This window comes from Pseudomonas sp. GW704-F2, from assembly GCF_059423025.1.
Genome location: NZ_JBWKXO010000017.1, coordinates 57596 through 80398 on the forward strand (window position 1 = coordinate 57596; position 22803 = coordinate 80398).

At 62.7% G+C, this 22803-nt stretch carries 19 protein-coding genes and 1 pseudogene; 6 read left to right on the top strand and 14 right to left on the bottom strand.

Annotated elements, in window-relative coordinates; all coding sequences use genetic code 11:
• The first annotated feature begins 208 nt into the window (after positions 1–208).
• From AC07W0_RS16090 to AC07W0_RS16100, 3 genes are read left to right on the top strand one after another with little or no spacing between them, the layout of a single operon-like run.
• A complete protein-coding gene (locus AC07W0_RS16090) occupies positions 209–1312 on the top strand; it encodes an efflux RND transporter periplasmic adaptor subunit (RefSeq protein WP_102617779.1) in 1104 nt (367 codons plus the stop codon).
• Complete coding sequence (locus tag AC07W0_RS16095; protein WP_046488778.1) at positions 1309–2379, top strand: efflux RND transporter periplasmic adaptor subunit; 1071 nt, start codon at positions 1309–1311, stop codon at positions 2377–2379. Before AC07W0_RS16090 ends, AC07W0_RS16095 begins: the two co-directional genes overlap by 4 nt.
• A complete protein-coding gene (locus AC07W0_RS16100) occupies positions 2376–5441 on the top strand; it encodes an efflux RND transporter permease subunit (protein ID WP_102617778.1) in 3066 nt (1021 codons plus the stop codon). Before AC07W0_RS16095 ends, AC07W0_RS16100 begins: the two co-directional genes overlap by 4 nt.
• 118 nt (positions 5442–5559) lie before the next feature.
• On the opposite strand, the gene AC07W0_RS16105 is transcribed toward AC07W0_RS16100, so the two are convergent.
• Positions 5560–6186 carry a class I SAM-dependent methyltransferase gene (locus AC07W0_RS16105; RefSeq protein ID WP_102617777.1) on the bottom strand — a complete coding sequence of 209 codons (627 nt, stop codon included), beginning with the start codon at positions 6184–6186 and terminating at the stop codon, positions 5560–5562.
• A gap of 409 nt (positions 6187–6595) precedes the next feature.
• Between AC07W0_RS16105 and AC07W0_RS16110 the strand changes: the two genes are divergently transcribed.
• Positions 6596–6724, top strand: a complete 129-nt coding sequence (locus tag AC07W0_RS16110) for a hypothetical protein (protein ID WP_256581836.1) — start codon at positions 6596–6598, stop codon at positions 6722–6724.
• Between the two features lie 92 nt (positions 6725–6816).
• On the opposite strand, the gene AC07W0_RS16115 is transcribed toward AC07W0_RS16110, so the two are convergent.
• The 13 genes and pseudogenes from AC07W0_RS16115 to AC07W0_RS16175 form a co-directional block, all read right to left on the bottom strand.
• Complete coding sequence (locus tag AC07W0_RS16115; RefSeq protein WP_146013173.1) at positions 6817–7014, bottom strand: hypothetical protein; 198 nt, start codon at positions 7012–7014, stop codon at positions 6817–6819.
• A 194-nt stretch (positions 7015–7208) separates the two neighbouring features.
• Positions 7209–7406 (bottom strand): hypothetical protein, encoded by a 198-nt coding sequence (locus AC07W0_RS16120; RefSeq protein ID WP_102617775.1) that lies wholly within the window; start codon positions 7404–7406, stop codon positions 7209–7211.
• Between the two features lie 99 nt (positions 7407–7505).
• The gene (locus AC07W0_RS16125) at positions 7506–8150 is read right to left on the bottom strand and encodes a methionine ABC transporter permease (RefSeq protein WP_010214125.1); all 645 of its coding nucleotides are present in this window, start codon (positions 8148–8150) and stop codon (positions 7506–7508) included.
• Positions 8140–9255, bottom strand: a complete 1116-nt coding sequence (locus AC07W0_RS16130) for a methionine ABC transporter ATP-binding protein (RefSeq protein ID WP_102617774.1) — start codon at positions 9253–9255, stop codon at positions 8140–8142. The genes AC07W0_RS16125 and AC07W0_RS16130 overlap by 11 nt, the downstream gene beginning before the upstream one ends.
• A 2-nt stretch (positions 9256–9257) precedes the next feature.
• A complete protein-coding gene (locus AC07W0_RS16135) occupies positions 9258–10067 on the bottom strand; it encodes a MetQ/NlpA family ABC transporter substrate-binding protein (RefSeq protein ID WP_102617773.1) in 810 nt (269 codons plus the stop codon).
• Positions 10068–10212: 145 nt separating this feature from the next.
• On the bottom strand, positions 10213–11565 hold the full coding sequence (locus AC07W0_RS16140; RefSeq protein WP_102617772.1) for an LLM class flavin-dependent oxidoreductase: 1353 nt from the start codon (positions 11563–11565) through the stop codon (positions 10213–10215).
• Positions 11566–12759 carry an SfnB family sulfur acquisition oxidoreductase gene (locus AC07W0_RS16145; RefSeq protein ID WP_102617771.1) on the bottom strand — a complete coding sequence of 398 codons (1194 nt, stop codon included), beginning with the start codon at positions 12757–12759 and terminating at the stop codon, positions 11566–11568.
• 41 nt (positions 12760–12800) lie between these two features.
• Positions 12801–14041 (bottom strand): annotated as a pseudogene (locus AC07W0_RS16150) (SfnB family sulfur acquisition oxidoreductase).
• A gap of 198 nt (positions 14042–14239) precedes the next feature.
• Complete coding sequence (locus tag AC07W0_RS16155) at positions 14240–15004, bottom strand: hypothetical protein (protein WP_017848590.1); 765 nt, start codon at positions 15002–15004, stop codon at positions 14240–14242.
• Positions 15005–15310: 306 nt separating this feature from the next.
• A complete protein-coding gene (gene tcyN / locus AC07W0_RS16160) occupies positions 15311–16057 on the bottom strand; it encodes an L-cystine ABC transporter ATP-binding protein TcyN (protein WP_017848589.1) in 747 nt (248 codons plus the stop codon).
• 3 nt (positions 16058–16060) lie between these two features.
• Positions 16061–16726, bottom strand: a complete 666-nt coding sequence (tcyL, locus tag AC07W0_RS16165; protein ID WP_017848588.1) for a cystine ABC transporter permease — start codon at positions 16724–16726, stop codon at positions 16061–16063.
• A complete protein-coding gene (gene tcyJ, locus AC07W0_RS16170) occupies positions 16726–17520 on the bottom strand; it encodes a cystine ABC transporter substrate-binding protein (protein WP_102617770.1) in 795 nt (264 codons plus the stop codon). The genes tcyL and tcyJ overlap by 1 nt, the downstream gene beginning before the upstream one ends.
• 280 nt (positions 17521–17800) lie before the next feature.
• Positions 17801–18796: a D-cysteine desulfhydrase gene (locus tag AC07W0_RS16175; protein WP_102617769.1), complete on the bottom strand. Its 996-nt coding sequence runs from the start codon at positions 18794–18796 to the stop codon at positions 17801–17803.
• 166 nt (positions 18797–18962) lie between these two features.
• Between AC07W0_RS16175 and epsC the strand changes: the two genes are divergently transcribed.
• Positions 18963–19889 carry a serine O-acetyltransferase EpsC gene (gene epsC, locus AC07W0_RS16180; RefSeq protein ID WP_017848585.1) on the top strand — a complete coding sequence of 309 codons (927 nt, stop codon included), beginning with the start codon at positions 18963–18965 and terminating at the stop codon, positions 19887–19889.
• Between the two features lie 826 nt (positions 19890–20715).
• Positions 20716–22677 (top strand): choline transporter BetT, encoded by a 1962-nt coding sequence (gene betT / locus AC07W0_RS16185; protein ID WP_017848584.1) that lies wholly within the window; start codon positions 20716–20718, stop codon positions 22675–22677.
• Positions 22678–22803 lie beyond the last annotated feature (126 nt).

A 22803-nucleotide genomic window follows, 5' to 3' on the forward strand; every position in this document is an offset into this window, starting at 1 on the left:
ATCGTGTTGGGCGATATCAATGTGATATTTCGGTATCAAAAATGGACGGTTTATGCCAATAAAGGCCGGGCTACCCGGCGTCTTGAGCGTGGGCATTCGTTTGGCTTCGGAACCATTGGCGTTGGGCGCCATCCATGCACATGGAACCCTGCTAAAAGGTCGTAGTCGCCTACACTCCGGCAAGTTGGCATCACGTAAAGGAGCCTGCATGGGCGGTCACCCTTCGACAGTTATTTTCGCACTTGGCCTGTTGGCGCTGCTGAGCGGCTGCGGCCAGGAAAAAGCCGAGCCCAAGCAGCATGCGCGGGTGTTCGTGCAGACCGTGCAGCCGACTGACTACGCAGTGGCCGTCACGCTGACCGGCGATATCCAGGCGCGGGTGCAAACCGATCTGTCCTTTCGCGTGGGGGGCAAGATCATTCAGCGCATGGTCGATGTGGGCGACCATGTCAGCGCCAAGCAAGTGCTGGCCAAGCTCGACCCCAAGGACTTGCAGAGCAGTGTCGACTCCGCCCAGGCCCAGGTCGTGGCCGAGCAGGCGCGGGTCAAGCAGACCGCTGCCGCGTTCGTGCGCCAGGAAAAACTCCTGCCCAAGGGCTACACCAGCCGCAGCGAATACGACACCGCCCAGGCGGCGTTGCGCAGCAGCCAAAGCGCCCTGGCCGCCGCCCAGGCGCAACTGGCCAATGCCCGCGAGCAACTGGGCTACACCGCGCTGTTCGCCGAGGCCCCCGGGGTGATTACTGCGCGCCAGGCTGAAGTGGGCCAGGTGGTGCAGGCCACCGTGCCAATCTTCAGCCTGGCCCGCGAGGGCGAGCGCGACGCGGTATTCGATGTGTACGAGTCGTTGCTGGTGGAGCCGCCGGCCGATGCGCCGATCACGGTGAGCCTGTTGGATAACCCCAATATCAAGGTCCAGGGCCACGTCCGCGAAGTTACCCCGGCCGTCGCTGCCAATACCGGCACGGTGCAAGTCAAAATCGCTCTGGAGGCCCTGCCCGCGGGCATGCATCTGGGCTCGGTGGTCAGCGCTACCGCCAACGGCCCGGCCAAGCCCAGCATCGAGCTGCCATGGTCGGCGCTGACCAAAGACCTCAGCGACCCCGCTGTGTGGCTGGTGGATGGCGACGGCCTGTCGCAGTTGCGCAAGGTCAGTGTGGCGCGTTACCTCACCGGCAAGGTGATCATCAGTGACGGTCTGCAGGGCGGTGAAAAAGTCGTGGTGGCCGGCGGGCAATTGCTGCACCCCGGCATGCGCGTCGAAATCGCCCAGCCGCCCGACTCGGCCCAGGCCCAAGGAGTGCAACCATGATGCGCCTGACCGGCCTGCTCGCCGCCAGCCTGTTGCTGCTGGCCTGCTCCAAGAACGACCCGCCACCCGAGCCCGTGCGCCCGGTGTTGTCCATGGAAGTGAAAGCCGAAGACCAGGAAACCCTCGGCCGTTTCGCCGGCACCATCCAGGCGCGCTACGAAAGCAACCTGGGGTTCCGCGTGCCCGGGCGCATCGCCCACCGCACCGTGGATGTCGGCGCTGAGGTGGAGAAGGGCGCGGTACTCGCCGTACTCGACCCCACCGATCAGCAGAACCAACTGCGCGCGGTCCAAGGCGACCTCGCCCGCGTGCAGGCGCAGTTCATCAACGCCCAGGCCAGCGCCCGTCGCCAGCAGGCGTTGTTCAACCGTGGCGTCGGCGCCCAGGCCCAGTTGGACGCAGCCCAGACCGACCTGAAAACCACCCAGGCCAGCCTCGACCAGGCACAGGCCTCGGTCAACCAGGCCAAGGACCAGCTCAACTACACCCGACTGCGTACCGACCATGGCGGCATCGTTACCGCCTGGAACGCCGAGGCCGGCCAGGTGGTCAGCGCGGGCCAGCAAGTGGTGACCCTGGCGCGCCCGGACATCAAGGAGGCGGTGATCGACCTGCCCGCCGGCCTCGCCGAGCGCCTGCCGCCCGATGTGGTGTTCCTTGTCGCCGGGCAACTCGACCCCAGCGTGAACACCACTGCCACCGTGCGCGAAATCGAGCCCCAGGCCCAGAGCGCCACGCGCACCCGTCGCGCGCGCCTGACCTTGGCCGACACGCCGGCGGCCTTTCTGCTGGGTACGGCGATCAGCGTGACCTTGAGCTCGGCCATCCCACCGCGCATCGAACTGCCGTTGAGCGCCTTGCAGCAAATCGACGGCAAAACGCGGATCTGGCTGCTGGACACCCAAAGCCGGACCGTGCAGCCGCGTGAAGTCACGGTGCTCAGTCGTGACGCCGACAGCGTTTTGCTCAGCGGCGGGGTCAAGCCCGGTGAGCGCATCATCGTCGCCGGTGTGAACAGCCTGCAACCGGGGCAAACAGTCAAGATCGACGAGGACAGCCCGCGATGAAAGGGAGCTTCAACTTATCCGAATGGGCCCTCAAGCATCAGTCCTTCATCTGGTACCTGATGTTCGTCGCGCTGCTGATGGGCGTGTTTTCCTACAAGAACCTGGGTCGTGAGGAAGACCCTTCGTTCACCATCAAAACCATGGTGATCCAGACCCGCTGGCCGGGCGCGACCCAGGAAGAAACGCTCAAACAGGTGACCGACCGCATCGAGAAAAAACTCGAAGAACTCGACGCCCTCGACTACGTGGACAGTTACACCCGGCCCGGTGAGTCCACGGTGTTTGTGTACCTCAAGGACACCACCAGCGCCAAGGCGATCCCCGAGATCTGGTACCAGGTGCGCAAGAAGATCGACGATATTCGCGGCAGCTTCCCCCAGGGCTTGCAGGGGCCGTCGTTCAACGATGAGTTCGGTGACGTGTTCGGCTCGGTGTACGCCTTTACCAGCGACGGCCTGTCGATGCGCCAGCTGCGCGACTACGTGGAGCAGGCGCGCGCCGAGATCCGTGCGGTGCCGGGCCTGGGCAAGGTCGAGCTGATCGGCCAGCAGGACGAAGTGATTTACCTGAATTTTTCCACGCGCAAACTCGCGGCCCTGGGGATCGACCAGCGCCAGGTGGTGCAGAGTCTGCAGGCGCAGAACGCAGTGACCCCGGCCGGGGTGATCGAAGCCGGGCCGGAGCGCATTTCCGTGCGGACGTCCGGGCAGTTCGCCTCGGAAAAAGACCTGGCCAACGTCAACCTGCGCCTCAATGACCGCTTCTATCGCCTGGCGGACGTCGCCGACATCAGCCGTGGCTACGTTGACCCGGCGACGCCAATGTTCCGTTTCAACGGCAAGCCGGCGATCGGTTTGGCGATCGCGATGCAGAAGGGCGGCAATATCCAGTCGTTCGGCGAGGCCCTGCACACGCGCATGGACGAACTGACCGCCGACCTGCCGGTGGGCGTTGGCGTCTACAAGGTCTCCGACCAGGCGGAAGTGGTGCAAGAGGCCGTCGGCGGCTTCACCAGCGCGCTGTTCGAAGCGGTGGTGATCGTGCTGGTGGTGAGCTTTATCAGCCTCGGCCTGCGTGCCGGGCTGGTGGTGGCGTGCTCGATCCCGCTGGTGCTGGCGCTGGTGTTCGTGTTCATGGAATACAGCGGCATCACCATGCAGCGCGTGTCCCTGGGGGCGCTGATCATCGCGCTCGGTTTGCTGGTGGACGACGCGATGATCACCGTGGAGATGATGATCACGCGCCTGGAAAAAGGCGAAACCAAGGCACAGGCGGCGACCTACGCCTACACCTCCACCGCGTTCCCGATGCTCACCGGCACCTTGGTGACCGTGGCCGGGTTTGTGCCGATCGGCCTCAACGCCAGTTCGGCGGGCGAGTACACCTTCACCCTGTTCGCGGTGATTGCCGTGGCGATGCTGGTGTCGTGGGTGGTGGCGGTGCTGTTTGCGCCGGTGATCGGCGTGCATATCCTCAGCGCCAACGTGAAACCCCACAGTGCCGAACCGGGGCGCATCGGCCGCGCTTTCAATGGCGGCATGCTGTGGGCCATGCGCAACCGCTGGTGGGCCATCGGCATCACCGTGGCGCTGTTCGCGGCGTCGGTGTTTTCCATGCAGTTTGTGCAGAACCAGTTCTTCCCGTCGTCGGACCGCCCGGAGATCCTCGTCGACCTCAACCTGCCGCAAAACGCCTCGATCAACGAAACCCGCAAAGCCGTCGACCGCCTCGAAGCGATCATCAAGGACGACCCGGATATCGAGCGCTGGAGCACTTACATCGGCCAGGGCGCGATCCGTTTCTACCTGCCCCTCGACCAACAACTGGAAAACCCCTACTACGCGCAGTTGGTGATCGTCAGCAAGGGCCTGAAGGCGCGCGGCGAGTTGATCGCGCGCCTGCAAAAACGCCTGCGTGAGGATTTCGTCGGCGTCGGCAGCTTTGTGCAGCCGCTGGAGATGGGCCCGCCGGTGGGGCGGCCGATCCAGTACCGCGTCTCCGGCAAAGACACTGACCAGGTGCGCAAGCACGCCATCGAACTGGCGACCTTGCTGGACAAGAACCGCCACCTGGGCGAGATCATTTACGACTGGAACGAACCGGGCAAAGTCCTGCGCATCGAGATTGCCCAGGACAAGGCGCGGCAGTTGGGCTTGTCTTCCGAAGACGTGGCGCAGTTGATGAACAGCGTGGTCAGCGGCGCGTCGGTGACTCAGGTGCATGACGATATCTACCTGATCGACGTGGTCGGCCGCGCCGAAGATGCCGAGCGCGGCACGCCGGAAACCTTGCAGAACCTGCAGATCGTCACGCCCAACGGCGTCTCGATTCCGCTGCTGGCTTTCGCCACTGTGCGTTATGAGCTGGAGCAACCGCTGGTGTGGCGCCGCGACCGCAAGCCGACCATCACCCTCAAGGTGGCGGTGCGCGACGCGATGCAGCCGACCGATCTGGTCAAACAGCTCAAGCCCGAGATCGATGCGTTCAACGCCGGCCTGCCGGTGGGCTACAAGGTCGCCACCGGCGGCACCGTGGAAGAAAGCAGCAAGGCCCAGGGCCCGATTGCCAGCGTGGTGCCGTTGATGCTGTTTTTGATGGCGACCTTCCTGATGATCCAGCTGCACAGCGTACAGAAGATGTTCCTGGTGGCCAGCGTCGCGCCGCTGGGGCTGATCGGCGTGGTGCTGGCGCTGGTCCCCACCGGCACGCCCATGGGCTTCGTGGCGATCCTTGGCATTTTGGCGCTGATCGGCATCATCATCCGCAACTCGGTGATCCTGGTGACGCAAATCGAGGAATATGAACTGGCCGGCTACACGCCGTGGGATGCGGTGGTGCAAGCCACCGAACACCGGCGCCGGCCGATCCTGCTGACGGCGGCTGCGGCGAGCCTGGGCATGATCCCGATTGCGCGGGAAGTGTTCTGGGGGCCGATGGCCTACGCGATGATCGGCGGGATCATCATTGCCACGCTGCTGACGCTGTTGTTCCTGCCGGCGCTGTATGTGGCCTGGTACAAGATTCGCGAACCGAAGCCGGAACATCAGGAAGAACGCGGTTAAAAATGTGGGAGGGGGCTTGCTCCCGATAGCGGTACTTCAGTTGGCGCAACTTTGACTGACCCAGCGCTATCGGGAGCAAGCCCCCTCCCACATTTGGAATGTATTGTCAGGCGGTTATTCAGGTTTTGCGCCAGACGCTGGCCAACCAGGGCTGCTGCTCGCGGGGTAGTCCGGCTGGGCGATAGTAGTGCTCCAGTTCCACAAAACCGGCGGCGGTCAGCAACGATTGCCACGCTTCCAAGTCGTGATAAGACCCATATCGCGGCCCATTCCAGCCTTCGCGGTTGTCACCGCGTGGATTGGAACTGAACAACACCCCGCCCGGTTTCAGCGCGCCATGCAGTTGCTTGAGCACACGCGGCAGTTCCTGCTTGGGAATGTGAAACAGCACCGCATTGGCAAAGATCCCGTCGAAGCGTGCGTTGGGTAGGTCCAGCTTCAAGAAGTCCTGCTGCAGCACCTCGCAGCCGCTGTCTTCGCGCGCCATCTGCGCAAAGCGCTCGGAGCCGTCGAGGCCCACGGCGATGTGGCCCATGCGCGTAAAGGTCTGCAAATCCCGCCCCGGCCCGCAGCCGAAGTCCAGCACGGTAAACGGCGCCGCGCCCCGGATATGCCGCAGCAGCGCGTCGATGTTCTGGCTCACATCGTGATCGCGGGTGCCTTCACGGAAGTCCTCGGCCACGCTGTTGTAGTGGTCGAGGGTGGTGGCGGTGATCTGGTTGAGGTCGTCGGGGGCGAGTTTCATGGGGAGGCGCTTTGGAGGTGAAGTGCTGACTATATCCCATGTCCAGTTGACTGCCCCCTGAGACGGCTCTTCATTTGATGACTGCGCTTGAATTAATCAGTGAAATTTACGGAGTAGTACGACTCATTGGATAGGATTTGTATACTCCGTAAAGAGGTCATCAAGATGTAACTGTATTTGGGTTGGGGGATGTTGTTAACGGTAGTTGTTGAATTTTGCCGGTGAAGCGGAGTTGCCGCTGCATCGCCAAGCGTGACGGCGGCCAGCGCCAACACCAGCGTCGCGCACCTGGCGCAGGTGGTTATAGTAGACATGGTATTCGCTCCTTGATTCGTCGCAAACGGTGTCGAGCCGATTAAACCTGCATAACCCCCCTCCAACAACTGTCAACCTTGACAGGTCCAAACGAGTGCTCAGCGCGCCAACCGATCCCGACCCAACGATGGCCTACGCGATGATTGACGGGGTCATCATCGCCATGCTGCTGACGCTGTATGTGGCTTGGTACAAGATTCGCGAACCGAAGCAGGGCAGTTGAAAATGTGGGAGGGGGCTTGTATTACCAGGCCGTGACCGTCGAGGCCCGTGGCGATATGGTTCATGCGCGTAAAGGCGTACCCTGAAGTAACGTCAGTATTGGACAAGCGATCTATAGAAAGTGCTAGCTTTCCAGTTAAAGATCGCTCCTTTGTTGAATGCGAAGGAGTTGTTAACGGTAGTTGTTGAATATTGCCCGTGAAGCGGAGTTGCCGCTGCATCGCCAAGCGTGACGGCAGCCAGCGCCAACACCAGCGTGGCGCACCTGGCGCAGGTGGTTATAGCGGACATGGTATTCGCTCCCTGATCTGTCGCAAACGGTGTCGAGCCGATTAAAGCTGCATAAACCCCCTCCAACAACTGTCAACCTTGACAGGTCCAAACGAGTGCTCAGCGCGTGTTCAGCCCCCGCGCTTTGTGGATTAATCACAGTGATGAGTAAGGGTGGGGGTGGGAGCCCACTCACACTACATGTCAGTCAGTGTCTATTTGTATTGGAGCTTCTGTGTAAACACATTATTACCCCAGTTAAAGATCGCTCCTTTGTTGAACGTGAAGGAGTTGTTAACGGTAGTTGTTGAATATTGCCCGTGAAGCGGAATTGCCGCTGCATCGCCAAGCGTGACGGCGGCCAGCGCCAACACCAGCGTGGCGCACCTGGCGCAGGTGGTTACAGTGGACATGGCATTCGCTCCCTGATCCGTCGCAAACGGTGTCGAGTCGATTAAACCTGCATAAGCCCCCTCCAACAACTGTCAACCTTGACAGGTCCAAACGAGTGCTCAGCGCTTGTTCAGCCCCCGTGCCAAGCGGTCTCCGCCCAGCTGAATCACCGCCACCAGCAGCACCAGCAGCACAATCACCGTGAGCATGATCTGCGTATCAAAGCGCTGATAACCATAGCGGTAGGCAATATCCCCCAACCCGCCTGCACCAATCGCCCCAGCCATGGCCGAGGAGTTGATCATGGTCACCAGGGTGATGGTGAACCCGCCGACGATCCCCGGTAGCGCTTCGGGCAACAGTACGTGCCAGATGATGTGCCAGCGCCGGCAGCCCATGGCTTGTGCGGCTTCGATCAAGCCGTGGTCGACTTCGCGCAGGCTCACTTCGGCGATGCGCGCAAAGAACGGCGTCGCGGCGATGGTCAGCGGCACTACCGCCGCCCACACGCCGTAGGTGGTGCCGACGATCAGCCGGGTGAACGGGATCAGCGCCACCATCAGGATCAGAAACGGAATCGAGCGGAACAGATTGACGAACGCCCCCAGCACCCGGTTCAGCGCCGGAGCCTGGTAGATGCCGCCCTTGTCGCTGGTGACCAGGAACACCGCCAGCGGAATCCCCACCAGCAACGCGATCAGCGACGACACGCCGACCATCAACAGCGTGTCGATGGCGCCCTGCACTAAACGATCAAACCACATAACCCAACACCTCCACCTGTTGTGCCCAATGCCCGGCGCGGCTGCGCAGTGTGTCGGGGTCATGGGGCGAGCCATTCACCGCCAGCAGCAATTGCCCCAGGGCATGTCCCTGAATCCGTTCCACGCCGCCTTGCAGCAAGCGCACGCGCCCGCCGAGGGCGCCGAACAGCGCGGCCAGGTCGGGTTCATCGGTGGCGCTGCCGGTGAACTGCAAGCGCAGTACCAGCGCGGCGTCAGCCGAGGCCGGCGTGGGTTGCAGGCGGCTTTGCAGTTCTTCCGACAGGCCGTGTTGCAGCGGCGCCAGCAGGGTTCGGCTGACCTCATGCCGCGGGTTGCCGAATACTTCCCACACCGGGCCTTGCTCGACGATGCGCCCGTGTTCGAGCACCACCACGCGGTCGCAGATCTCGCGAATCACCGCCATCTCATGGGTGATCAACACGATGGTCAGGCCCAGCCGTTGGTTGATCTCGCGCAGCAGGCCGAGGATCGATTGGGTGGTCTCCGGGTCGAGGGCCGAGGTGGCCTCGTCGCACAGCAGAATCTCTGGGTCGTGGACCAGCGAACGGGCGATGCCCACGCGCTGTTTCTGCCCGCCGGAGAGTTGCGCCGGGTAGGCCTTGTGCTTGTCCTTCAGGCCCACCAGCTCCAGCAGTTCACGCACCTTCTGCTCGCGCTGCAACTTGGGGACGTCGGCGACTTTGAGCGGCAACTCGACGTTCTGCCACACGGTCTTGGCCGACATCAGGTTGAAGTGCTGGAAGATCATGCCGATGCGCCGCCGCAGCGCCACCAGGCGGTCTTCGTCGAACGCGCCGATGTCGACCTGATCGATCAGCACGCGCCCGCTGCTGGGCTGTTCCAGGCGGTTGATGGTGCGGATCAGCGACGACTTGCCGGCGCCGCTGCGGCCGATGATGCCGAACACTTCGCCGCGCTGGATCGCCAGGTCGATGCCTTGCAGCGCGTGTACCGTGCCGTCATAGGTCTTGCCCAGGTTGATAAAACGCACATGGGCGCGGTTGAGGTGCGGATGCAGTTCAGTCTGCTCGGCGTTCCTGGGTGGTGTGCCCAGGTCGCGCAGTTGGATGTTGGCGGCCGTCATGTTCAACCTTCCCAGCCGACTTGGTAGAGCTTGCCGAGGGATTTATCCAGGGCGGCGCGCACCACCGGCGAGTGTTGGTAGAGGTCGACGAACTTGATCACCCGCGGGTCGGTTTTGGCTTTCGGCTGGATCACGAACTGGATCACGTATTCCGGGTGGTCGAGGCCGTCGAACAGCAGCGCCGACTCGGCATCGAAGGTCTTGGACAGGCGGATATACGCCGGATAACCCTGCACCAGATCCGCATCGTCATACGCGCGCACCAACTGCACGGCCTCGACTTGCAGGATCTTGAGCTGCTTCGGGTTGGCGATGATGTCTTCTTCGGTGGCCTTGTAACCCACGCCCGGCTTGAGCGTGATCAGCCCCGCCTTGGCCAGCAGTTGCAGGCCGCGCCCGCTGTTGATCGGGTCGTTGGCAATCGCCACGCTGGCGCCTTGGGGCAGCTCGTTGAAGCTTTTGTATTTTTTCGAATACAGCCCGACGTTGTTGATGATGCCCGGCGCATACGGCACCAGATCAAACCCGGCGGCGGCCTTGGCGTTTTCCAGGAAGGGGATGTGCTGGAAGTAGTTCACGTCGATATCGCCGGCGGCCAGGCTGACGTTGGGCGCGATCCAGTCGGTGAACTCCACCAGCTCGACGTTCAAACCTTGCTTGCCGGCCTCGGCCACGGCGGCTTCCAGGGGAATCGCGAAGGCCGCGGTGGTGCCGACTTTCAGCGGCGCGTCGGCGGCGAACAGCGTCGAACTGAACAACCCGAAGGCCAGGGCCAGGGCTTTGACTGGGTGGGACAACAGGGTCTTTTTCATAATCGAGTTCCAGTCATAAGTGATGGGTGCAAACAATAGAGATCCCATGTGGGAGGGGGCTTGCCCCCGATTGCGGTGGTTCAGCAAACGATGCAGGTGACTGAACCACCGCTATCGGGGGCAAGCCCCCTCCCACATTTTTCGATCAGTGGCGGTAGGTGGAGCCGGTGTGTTGTTCGGGCAGACGGGCGCTGGCGTGGAAGACTTTTTCCCGCAGCGTTCCGGTGTCGTAAGCGGTCTTGTACGACCCACGCCGCTGCAACTCCGGCACCACCAGGTCGATGAAGTCCACATAGCTTTCCGGAGTGACGATGCGTGTGAGGTTGAAGCCATCCAGCCCGGTTTCAGCGACCCAGGACTCCAACTCGTCCGCCACTTGCTCGGGCGAGCCGACCACGGTGATGTAGCGCCCGCCGAGGGCGTGCTGCTCGAGCAATTTGCGGCGGGTCCAATCGTTGTTCTGCAGGTGCTGGGTGGCGGACTGGATCGCGTTGCTCTTCACGTACTGGATCGGTTCGTCGAGGGCGTACTGGGAAAAATCGATCGCCGTGGACGCCGAAAAATGCGCCACGCCGGCTTCCGCGCTGGCATAGCTCAGGTACTCGGCGTGCTTGGCCCAGGCCAGTTCCTCAGTGGCGCCAACGATCACGTTGAGGCCCATGAACACCTTGATGTCGTGCGGGTTGCGCCCGGCCGCCACGGCGCTGGCGCGCACCTTGTCCACCTGGAGCCGGGTGCTGGCCTTGTCCCGCCCGCTGATGAACACGCACTCGGCATGCCGCCCGGCGAACACCAGGCCACGCGCCGAAGTGCCAGCCTGGAACAGCAGCGGTGTGCGTTGCGGCGACGGTTCGCACAGGTGATAACCCTCCACCTGGTAGAACTCACCGTGGTGCTCGACTTTGTGCACCTTGCCCGGCTGCGCATACACCCGCGCCTGCGGATCGTTGAGCACGGCGTCGTCTTCCCAGCTGCCTTCCCAGAGTTTGTACAGCACCTGCAGATACTCATCGGCCTGGTCGTAGCGTCGGTCATGTTCGACCTGTTCGGTCAGGCCCATGGCCTTGGCGGCGCTGTCGAGGTAGCCGGTGACGATGTTCCAGCCGACCCGACCACGGCTCAGGTGGTCGAGGGTGGACATGCGCCGGGCGAACAGATACGGCGGCTCGTAGGTCAGGTTGGCGGTCAGGCCGAAACCGAGGTGTTGGGTCACGGCGGCCATGGCCGAGAGCAGCAGCAACGGGTCGTTGACCGGCAGTTGGATCGACTCTTTGAGCGGCACGTCGATGGCGTCCTGGTACACGTCGTAGACGCCGACGATATCGGCAATGAACAACCCGTCGAACAGCCCGCGCTCCAGGGTTCGCGCCAGGTCGGTCCAATACTCGAGGGTTTTGTACTGGGTGGACGTGTCCCGCGGGTGCGTCCACAAGCCGTGATTGATATGCCCGATGCAGTTCATGTTGAAGGCATTGAGCAGGATTTTTTTCTTCGCCATTCAGATGGTCCCCCGCAGTGGCGGGTTTTCATCGTTGAGGTAGTAATTACCCACGGCGTGGTATTTCCAGCGCACCGGGTCGTGCAGGGTATGCACGCGGGCGTTGCGCCAGTGGCGATCGAGGCCGTGCTCGGCCAGGGTCGCCTGGCTGCCGGCCAGTTCGAACAGGGTGCTGCCGGCCGCCAGGGAAATTTCGGTACTCAGGGCGCGTGCTTCGGCGACCGCGATCGAGGCGGCGGCCACGGTCTCGGCGTGGCTGTCGGCCTGGGCGCGGTCGAGAAACGCGCCCGCGCGCTCCAGCAAGGCTTCGGCGGCGTGCAGGCGAATGCTCAAGTGGCCGAAGCTCTTCAGCGTCAGTGGGTCTTCGCTGGCCTTGTCGCTGCCGGAGTCGATCCACGGGCGGGTCTTGGTGCGTACAAAGTGCAGCGCGTCCTCGAAGGCGGCGCGGGCGATGCCGGTGTCGATGGCGGCGTGGAGGATCTGCGCCAGCGGGCCGACGGTGGTCGGGCGTTCGAAGGCGCTCTGGAACGGGAGCACGTCGTGCGCTGCGACCCGCACGTTGTCGAACACCACCGAACCGCTGCCGGTGGTGCGCTGGCCGAAGCCGCTCCAGTCGTCGATCACCGTCAGGCCCGTGCTGTCGCGGGGCACGAAGGCCAGGTGCTGGATGCCGTTCTCGTCCACCACGGAGGTCGGGATGCGTTGCGCGTAGATCGCGCCGGTGGCGTAGAACTTGCGGCCATTGATCCGAAAGCCGTCGCCGTCGCGGGTGAGGCGGGTCACGCGGTCGTGGGCGGTCTTGGTGCCCAGTTCCGCCAGGGCGTTGCCGAAGCGCTGGCCGGCCAACACCTCGGCGTACAGGCGTTGTTGCTGCGCGGGGCTGCCGTTCACGCGCAGCACTTCGAGGGCGTAGAAATGGTTTTGCGGGATCTGGCCCAGCGAGGCGTCGGCCTGGGCGATCAGCGCGATGACCTTGGTCAGGGTGACGTTGGACACGCCAGCGCCGCCATAGGCTTTCGGCACGCTGATGCCCCACAGGCCGGAGCGCGAAAATACGTCCAGTTCGGGCAGCGGCAGGCGGCGCTCGCGGTCGCGCTGGGCGCTGTCGCGGCGCAGGTCTTCAGCCAGGTCGCTGGCGACAATCAGGGCTTGTTCGTCGCTGGTGATGAGCGCGACGTGGGTAGATAAAGTCATCGGTGTTCTCCAGAAGCGCGTGGAAAAAGTGTTCTGGGCGGTTAAATCCAGGAGTGACGAGCCGGCAATGTGCCGTTCAGGCGATAAGCGCCCACCGCGTGATACTTCCAGCGCACCGGGTCGTGCAGGGTGTGGACCCGGGCATTGCGCCAGTGGCGGTCGAGGTTGAATTCGGCGAGGGTGGCGCGGCTGCCGGCCAGTTCGAAGAGTTTTTCGCTGGCCAGCAGCGACACTTCGGTGGTCAACACCTTGGCCTCGGCCACGGCAATCGAGGCGCGTGCAGCGGACTGCGCGGTGATCGGCGCGGCGCTGACCTGGTCCAGCACCTGGCCGGCCTTGCGCAGCAGGGCTTCGGCGGCGTGCAGTTCGATCTTCAATTTGCCGATGTCGGCGATCACATACAGGTCATCGCTGGCGCGTTCGACCTTGGCGTCGATCCACGGGCGTGAGCGCTCGCGGACGAACGCAATGGTGTCATCCAGCGCGCCACGGGCAATGCCGGCATCTATGGCCGCCTGGATCAATTGCGAGACCGCGCCCTGGATATTCGGGCTTTGGCCGAGGCGCCAGTTTTCGACCACCAGCTCTGCGTCCACCGGCACCCGGTCGAGCAGCACGGTGCCGCTGGCGGTGGTGCGTTGGCCGAAGCCGGACCAGTCGTCGACGATGCGCAGTCCTTGCGTGCCACGGCGCACAAATGCCATGACCTGCTTGCCGTCGTCGTTCAGCGCCTTCACCGCGACCCAATGGGCGAACAGGGCGCCGGTGGAGTAGAACTTCTGGCCGCTGATCACATAACCGTCGCCTTCGGCGCTGATCCGCGCCTTGAGCTCCAGGGTGTTTTTGGTGCCGCGCTCCGGGCCGCCGTTACCGATGCGCCAGCCGTCGAGCACGCTCTGGAACAGCTGTTTTTCTGGCGCTCGGTGGCCGCGCCCAGCAGCAGGTGCAGGATGCCGAAATGGTTCTGCGGGATCTGCCCGAGGGCCGGGTCGGCCGCGCTGATGATCGCGAAGACTTCGGCCAGGGTGGTGAACGACACCTGCGGGCCGCCGTACTCGCGGGGAATGGAAATACTGCCCAGACCACTGCGGGTGAATTGCTCGATCTGCGCCCAGGGCAGCTTGCGCTGCTGGTCGCGCTTGGCGGCCTGTACGCGCGCGGCCTGGGCCAACTCATGGGCCGCGCTCAGCGCTTGGGCATCGTTGCGCAGCACAACGGCCGGCAACAGCAGGGGAGCGACGTCCAGATCACTCTGGGGGGGTGTTAGAGCCAAGTTAGACATCAGCGCCGCTCCTTGGCTGCACGTAATGCCCTGGCGTTCTGCACCGGGGTAATTCTGACCATACCGACCTCGCATTCAATGAAATGGAAACAAAACAATCAGGAATGTCCGGTGGTCCGGTTTATATACCCTAAACGTGTTAAATATTTAAATAAACTAACTTTTAGGAATATGCATAGAAGGGCCGTTACCCACGCTTCAGGGGCGACGCGGTTGATAGATCTGCGCGGCGCTGGAAGGGCGCTTCGGCGTCGCCGGCACATAGGCGGCGATGCGCAGTGTGCGGGCCGGCGCCCAGCGTGAGTTATTGCCCACCCGATCGAGAATGCAGTACGTGACGTCCAGCCGGCTGTCGTCGCCGGCTTCGATGATGATCGCCGACGGCACCCACACCTGCACCGCGATGCCGACGGCTCGGGCCTGGATTTTCGGCAGGTCCAGGCGCGCATCGCCCCAGCGCAGGGTGATGGCGTCGCCGCGGGTCATGTTCAGGTAGGGTTCGATGGTCAGCGGAATACCGCGCCGCACCTGGCTGCTGTTGACGCCGTAGCGACGAATCATGTCGGGCAGGCCCACAGGGGCGAGGTTCTGGTTTTCGTCGCTGTACAGCGCGCTCGGTTGGCCGCCCGGGTAGTTGGTCTTGACCTGCACCGTGGTCACCGCTGAGCGTGCGGGGCCGTGGCCGATCTGCATGACCTGGTAGTGAACCCGCGCATGGCCGTCCTGCACAAAGCTTTCCGGCACCCGCAGTTGGGTGGCGGTGCCGACCTTGCACGCGGTGATACGCCGCGAGTCGGCAAAGCAGTTGTTCCAGAACAGCTCGATCAGGTCACCCTCATCCATGCCGGGGTAGGGCGCGATGTCGACTTGCAGCTGTGTGGCGGCCAGGGCGTTGATGCCGTTGCCAAGTGCCTGGGGCAGGGTCGGGGCAGTGAGCAGGGCCGGGGTTGCGGTGCGCGTCATAGTAATCTCCTTGATGCAGCCAGCAGCAATCGTTCCGGACCCTTGGCGCGGGAACGCGACGGGGGCCGAAAGGAACGATTCAGTGAAAAGCCGGGATAGGATCCAATCCTCTGGGCGCTAGATAAGAGCGTTGGCCGGAGGGCGTCAATGGCGGCAAAAGGCTAAACGGCGGGTTTGGGACGATTCAGAACGGTCTGACTGGGCGCGGGAATTTCGGGGGGGGCGCGGGGGCTGTTTTACCCAGGCAGGCCGGGCGTGTGCGGGAGCGGGCTCCCCCACACGCGTTGTGCTGCCGGTGGGCGCGCGTCAATGCGCGAGAAACTTGCTCAGGAACTGTTTCGTGCGTTCTTCCCTGGGGTTGGCGAACAACGCCTTGGCCTCGCCTTGCTCCACGATCACCCCTTTGTCGAAGAAGATCACCCGGTTGGCGACATCCCGGGCAAAGCTCATTTCGTGGGTGACGATCACCATGGTGCGGTTTTCTTCGGCCAGGCTGCGAATGGTCGCCAGCACTTCGCCCACCAGTTCCGGGTCGAGGGCCGAGGTGGGTTCGTCGAACAGGATCACCTCCGGCTCCATGGCCAACGCCCGGGCAATCGCCACGCGCTGTTGCTGGCCGCCGGAGAGGCGCCGGGGGTAGGCGTCTTCCTTGCCGGCCAGGCCGACCCGCGCCAACAGCGTGCGGCCCAGGGCGGTCGCGGCCTCGCGGGGCATCTTCTTGACCACGATCGGGCCTTCGATGACGTTTTCCAGCGCGGTGCGGTGCGGGAACAGGTTGAAGTTCTGGAACACAAAACCCACGTGCTGGCGCAGGCGCCGCACCAGGCCCTGTTGCTGGTTGAGCGGCTTGCTGCTGTCGATCTCGATGTCACCGACCTTGATGCGACCGCTGGTGGGGGTTTCGAGGAAGTTCAGGCAGCGCAGGAACGTGGTCTTGCCGGAGCCGCTGGGGCCGATGATGGCGACGACTTCGCCTTCCTTGACCTCCAGGTCGATGCCGTTGAGCACCACCTGGCCGTTGAATTGTTTGGTCAGTTTTTCAACCACGATCATGCTTCAAGACTCCAGGTCGTGCCGGTTGACCCGGTCTTCCAGACGATTTTGAAAATGCGCCAGGATGCTTGCCAGGACCCAGTAGATCAGGGCGGCGGACAGATACATGGTGAAGATTTCGAAGGTGCGCGCCGACACCAGTTGCGCCTGGCGGAACAGCTCGGGCACCTGGATGGTGGCCGCCAGCGCGGTGTCCTTGACCAGCGAAATAAAGCTGTTGCCCAGCGGCGGCAACGCGGTACGCATCGCTTGCGGCAGGATGGCCCGGCGCAGGGTCTGCGCGCGGGTCATGCCGATACTGGCCGCGGCTTCCCACTGGCCGCGCTCGATGGACGCGATGGCGGCACGCAGGATTTCACAGGCGTAGGCGGCCATGTTCAGCGAGAAGCCGATCATGGCGGCCGGGATCGGGTCCAGCTCGATGCCCACTTGCGGCAAGCCGTAGTAGATCAGGAACAGTTGCACCAGCAGGGGCGTGCCGCGAAAGAACGACACGTAGACGCGAGCGACGCCGCGCAGCAGCATGAAGCGCGACAGGCGCATCAAGGCCAGGCCGAAGCCCAGCAGCAAGCCGAAAAACATCCCGCCGAGGCTGAGGATTACCGTGAAATACGCGCCCTTGAGCAGAAAGGGCGCGGAGTCCAGCGCGAGTTGGAAACCTGCTTCCATTATTGAGTGACGTCAGCGTTGAAGTACTTCTCGGACAGCTTCTTCAGGGTGCCGTCGGCGCGCAGTTTGTCGAGCGCCTTGTTCACGGCCTCGAGCAATTCCGGCTCGCCTTTGCGCAGGGCAATACCGGCTTCCTGGCGGGAGAAGGCGTCGCCGGCGGCGGCAGTGTCCTTGGCTTTCTTGGCGTATTCGAGTGCGGCGAGGCGGTCGATCAGAATCGCGTCGATGCGGCCGATGCGCAGGTCCTGGAACTTGGTAGGGTCATCGTTGTAGGTCTTGATGATGGCTTTGGGCTGATTGTCCTTGAGCCATTGTTCGTAGTTGGTGCCCAGGCCCACGCCGACTTTCTTGCCGGCCAGGTCGTCGGCGGTCTTGATGGTGTCGACGTTTTTGGCCAGGGTCAGGGCCTGGATACCGGAGACGGTATAAGGCTTGGAAAAGTCGTACTTCTTCTTGCGCTCTTCGGAGATGGTCACTTGGTTGACGACCGCATCCAGGCGCTTGGATTCCAGGGCGGCGAGGATGCCGTCCCATGGCGTGGCCTGCAGTTTGACCTTGACGCCCAGCTCCTTGGCCAGCGCCTCCGACAGCTCGACCTCGAAACCGCTGAGCTTGCCGCTTTCGTCGACAAAGCTGAACGGTGGGTAAGTGCCTTCGAGACCGATCTTGATCTCACCGGCTTTCTTGATGTTGCCCAACTGTTCGCCGGCCACGGCCTGGCCCAACAAACCAGCGCCGAGGGCCAGGCCCAGTGTGCCGACCAGCAATGTGCGACGGAATACAGAAATAGTCATGAAGAGCCCCTGTGTTGTTATGTTGAGCGAAGCAGGTGACGCGGTAGACGTATCCTGCCTTAAAGCGCGTAGCGCGTCTTCGCCTACGGCGCGATGATAAAGCCGGTTTTTAAGACTTGAAAATAATATAAATCTAAATTTATATTCTATTTTTGAACATGCACTCAATCCAATTGTGGGAGGGGGCTTGCCCCCGATAGGGCCGTGTCAGCTTATGCATGTATCACTGACCCACCGCTATCGGGGGCAAGCCCCCTCCCACATGTTGATCCCTGTTTATTCAGTTAAATACGGCGTTGTAAGCAAACAACGCCGGCGCCCCACCGGTATGCAGGAAAATGATCGGGCCATCCTCAAAGCGCTGACGCCCGATACCGTCCAGCAAGCCGGCCATGGCCTTGCCAGTGTAGACCGGGTCGAGCAGCAAGCCTTCCTGGCTCGCCAATAGCTTGACCGCTGAAAGGGTGCCGGCGTTCGGTTCACCATAACGCGGGCCGAAGTATTCGTCCCACAGGATCACCTTGAAGGCCTCGGGGATGTCCACACCGAGCAACGCGGCGGTGCGCTCGGCCAGGCCCTGCACTTTCGGGCACTGCGCTTCTTCAGTGCGCGATACGGTGATGCCGATCACTGGCAACTGCGGCAGCACTTCGCTCAACGCCAGGGCCAGGCCGCTGTGGGTGCCCGCACTGCCCGAGGCCAAGACCACGGCGGCGAATTCCAGACCGCTGTCCTCGATCTGCGCGGCCAGTTCCAGCCCGGCCCGCACATAACCCAGGGCGCCGAGCGCGTTGGAACCGCCGATGGGCACCAGGTACGGCTTCTTGCCGTTGCTGCGCAGGCGATCGGCGAGGGCGTTGAGCTGGTCGTCGGCGTTGTCGAGGTTCTCTACCAACTCGACCTTGGCGTCGAACAGGTCCAGCAGCAGACGGTTGCCGTTGCCGAGGTAGTTGGGGTCTTCGGTGCCGGTGGGGTTTTCCAGCAGGGCGACGCAGCCCAGGCCCAGCTTGGCGGCCAGCGCGGCGGTCTGGCGCACGTGGTTGGACTGGATGGCCCCGGCGGTCACCAGGGTATCGGCGCCCTGGGCGATGGCATCGGCCGCCAGGTATTCGAGTTTGCGCAGCTTGTTGCCGCCCATGGCCAGCGGTGTGGTGTCGTCGCGCTTGACGTAGATGTCCCTGCCCAGCCAGGTCGACAGCCGCTCGAGTTTTTCCAGGGCAGTGGCGCCGCCCAGCAGTTCCAGGCGGTTAAAACGGTCGAGCTGTTGTTTGATCATGGCTACGCACGGTTGCTAAGTGATGGGGCGACTATAGGCAGGCACTTTTCATCGGGCAACCGCCAATCGTTTATGCTTGATGGTTCTTAGCATCGCACCATTGGTTCTTAAGAGCGGCCGGGGTGCCTATCGTAAAGTGATGGCCATTTTGTCAGGAGTGAAAACCGTGAGTGAGCGTTCCAGTCATTGGCAATTACCCACCATTGTCAGCCAACTGCGCAGCGCGCGGGACCAGTGGCGAGCGCGCAATGGCCGCATGAGTGGTGAGCATGGCGGTCGTGAGCTGCCTTCGCGCGAGGCCGTGGCGCAGATCCTCGAAGCGCTGTGCGGCGCGCTGTTTCCGATGCGCCTGGGGCCGGTGGACCTGCGTGAGGAAAGTGAAGATTTCTACGTCGGCCACACCCTCGACGTCGCCTTGAATGCCTTACTCGGCCAAGCGCGCCTGGAACTGCGCTACGCCGCGCGCCAGAGCGGCCAGGATGACAGCGAGGTCGACGCCCGCGCCATCCGCCTGATCCAGGATTTCGCCCTGGCCTTGCCGTCCCTGCGCAGCCTGTTGGACACCGATGTGCTGGCCGCCTACCACGGCGACCCGGCTGCGCGCAGCGTGGATGAAGTGCTGCTGTGCTATCCGGGGATACTGGCGGTGATTCACCATCGCCTGGCCCACCATCTGTACCGCGCCGGCCTGCCGTTGTTGGCGCGCATCAGCGCGGAGATCGCCCACTCGGCCACCGGCATCGACATACACCCCGGCGCGCAGATCGGCCCGAGTTTCTTTATCGATCACGGCACGGGTGTGGTGATTGGCGAAACCGCGATCATCGGCGAGCGCGTGCGTATCTATCAGGCGGTGACGTTGGGCGCCAAGCGCTTCCCGGCGGATGAGGACGGGCAGTTGCAGAAAGGCCATCCACGCCATCCGATTGTCGAGGACGACGTGGTGATCTATGCCGGGGCGACGATCCTCGGGCGGATCACCATCGGCAAGGGCTCGACCATTGGCGGCAACGTGTGGCTGACCCGCAGCGTACCGGTGGGGGCGAACATCACGCAGGCGAATCTGCAGCATGACGACGGCACCCAAAAGTAGCGCACGCCCTTAAACATCACACACAAACCTGTGGGAGGGGGCTTGCTCCCGATAGCGGTGGGCCGCTCAGTGCATGTGCTGGCTGATCCACCGCAATCGGGGGCAAGCCCCCTCCCACAGGGTGACTGTATTTCAAATGTGAGCGGTATTTCAGTCGGCAACCGCTGGATGATTTGCCTCGTTCAATCGCCTACCCCTCAGCCTTGCGGCCTATCGATCACACAAAACCCTGTGGGAGGGAGCTTGCTCCCGATAGCGGTGGGCCGCTCAATGCATGTGCTGGCTGACCCACCGCAATCGGGGGCAAGCCCCCTCCCACAGGGTGACTGTATTTCAAATGTGAGCGGTATTTCAGTCGGCAACCGCTGGATGATTTGCCTCGTTCAATCACCTACCCCTCAGCCTTGAGGCCTATCGATCACACAAAACCCTGTGGGAGGGAGCTTGCTCCCGATAGCGGTGGGCCGCTCAATGCATGTGCTGGCTGACCCACCGCAATCGGGGGCAAGCCCCCTCCCACAGGGTGACTGTATTTCAAATGTGAGCGGTATTTCAGTCGGCAACCGCTGAACGATTTGCCTCGCCCAGGCGTCATACCAGTCCTTGAGCTAGTGTAGGAATCACCTACCACTCAGCCCTGCGATTAGTCCAAAACCGCCTATCCATGTTTAACTTGAACGTTTGTTCAAGTTAAATCGGTGGTTCGCTGCCCGCTCACAACAGGAGGCTTACCTTTGCTGAGTCCGTTATTCACAGTCACATCTCACACCTCAGGGGTGCATCGTTCATGAGTGCATCGACCACCCCACCCAGCGGTCTGGTGCGTATGAATGCGCCCGTGTTCTATTTCGCCGCAAGCTTCATCCTGCTGTTCGGCATCACCGTCATCGCCATCCCGCAACAGGCCGGTGCCTGGTTGCTGGCGGCGCAAAACTGGGCGGCCAATACGGTCGGCTGGTACTACATGCTCGCGATGACTCTGTATCTGGTCTTCGTGGTGGTCACCGCGCTATCGGGCTACGGCAAGATAAAACTCGGTGCCGACCACGACGAGCCCGAGTTCAGTTACCTGTCCTGGGCCGGCATGCTGTTCGCCGCAGGGATCAGCATCACGCTGTTTTTCTTTTGCGTCTCCGAGCCGCTGACGCACCTGGTGCAACCGCCCCAGGGCGCGGCGATGAACGCCGATGCCGCGCGCCAGGCCATGCAGATCCTGTTTCTGCACTGGGGCCTGCATGGCTGGGGCGTGTTCGCCTTTGTCGGCATGGCCCTCGCGTACTTCGCCTACCGGCATAACCTGCCGCTGGCGTTGCGTTCGGCGCTGTACCCGCTGATCGGCAAGCGCATCAACGGCCCGATCGGCTACGCGGTGGACGGCTTCGGCATCATCGCCACGGTGTTCGGCCTCGGTGCCGACATGGGCTTCGGTGTGCTGCACCTCAACGCCGGGTTGGATTACCTGTTTGGCATTGCCCACACCCAGTGGATCCAGGTCGGCCTGATCACCCTGATGATGGGGGCGGCGATCCTGGTGGCGGTGGCTGGCGTGGACAAGGGCGTGCGCGTGATGTCCGACATCAACATGCTGCTGGCCTGTGCGCTGCTGCTGTTCGTGTTGTTCGCCGGGCCCACCCAGCACTTGCTCAACACCCTGATCCAGAACATCGGCGACTACCTCGGCGCACTGCCGACCAAGAGTTTCGACGTCTACGCCTACGACAAGCCGAGCGACTGGCTGGGTGGCTGGACCGTGTTCTACTGGGCCTGGTGGATTGCCTGGTCGCCGTTCGTGGGCCTGTTTATCGCGCGTATTTCCCGTGGCCGCACCATCCGCGAATTCGTGTTTGGCGTGCTGCTGATCCCGCTGGGTTTCACCCTGGCGTGGATGTCGATCTTCGGCAACAGCGCCATCGACCAGGTGCTCAATCACGGGATGACGGCGCTCGGCCAGTCGGCCATCGATGACCCGTCGATGAGCCTCTACCTGCTGCTGGAAACCTACCCGTGGAGCAAGACGGTGATCGCGGTCACGGTGTTTATCAGCTTCGTGTTCTTCGTCACCTCCGCCGACTCCGGCACCGTGGTGCTATCCACGCTGTCATCCAAAGGCGGCAACGCCGATGAAGACGGGCCGAAGTGGCTGCGGGTGTTCTGGGGCGCGATGACCGCGCTGGTGACCAGTGCCTTGCTGTTTGCAGGCAGTATCGATTCGCTGAAATCGGCGGTGGTGCTGACCTCGTTGCCGTTCTCGTTGATCCTGCTGCTGATGATGTGGGGGCTGCACAAAGCCTTCTACCTCGAATCGCAGAAGCAGATCGCCCAACTGCATTCGTTGGCCCCGGTGTCCGCGGCGCGCAAGGGCCGTGGCGGTTGGCGCCAGCGTTTGAGCCAGGCGGTGCATTTCCCGTCGCGCGACGAGGTGTACCGCTTCCTTGAGTCGACGGTACGCCCGGCGATCGAAGAAGTGACCGCCGTGTTCGTCGAGAAGGGCCTGAATGTGGTGACCCAGCCTGACCCGTCCAACGACAGCGTCAGCCTGGAAATCGGCCATGGCGAAGAGCATCCGTTCGTTTATCAGGTACAAATGCGCGGGTACTTCACGCCGTCATTTGCCCGTGGCGGCATGGGTTCCAAGGAGCTCAACAACCGTCGCTACTACCGGGCCGAAGTCCACTTGAGCGAGGGCAGCCAGGACTACGATCTGGTGGGCTATACCAAGGAGCAGGTCATCAACGATATTCTCGACCAGTACGAGCGCCACCTGCAGTTCCTGCACTTGGTGCGTTGATGTTTCAGGCCCTGCTCCCGCGTGGGCAGGGCGCGCTTCACCCCCACGCAAAGCCTCTATTACGGGGCTTTCTTAAACTTAATTTCATGTGCCCCCGCCGCGTTTTGACGCGCAACTGTCATCTAG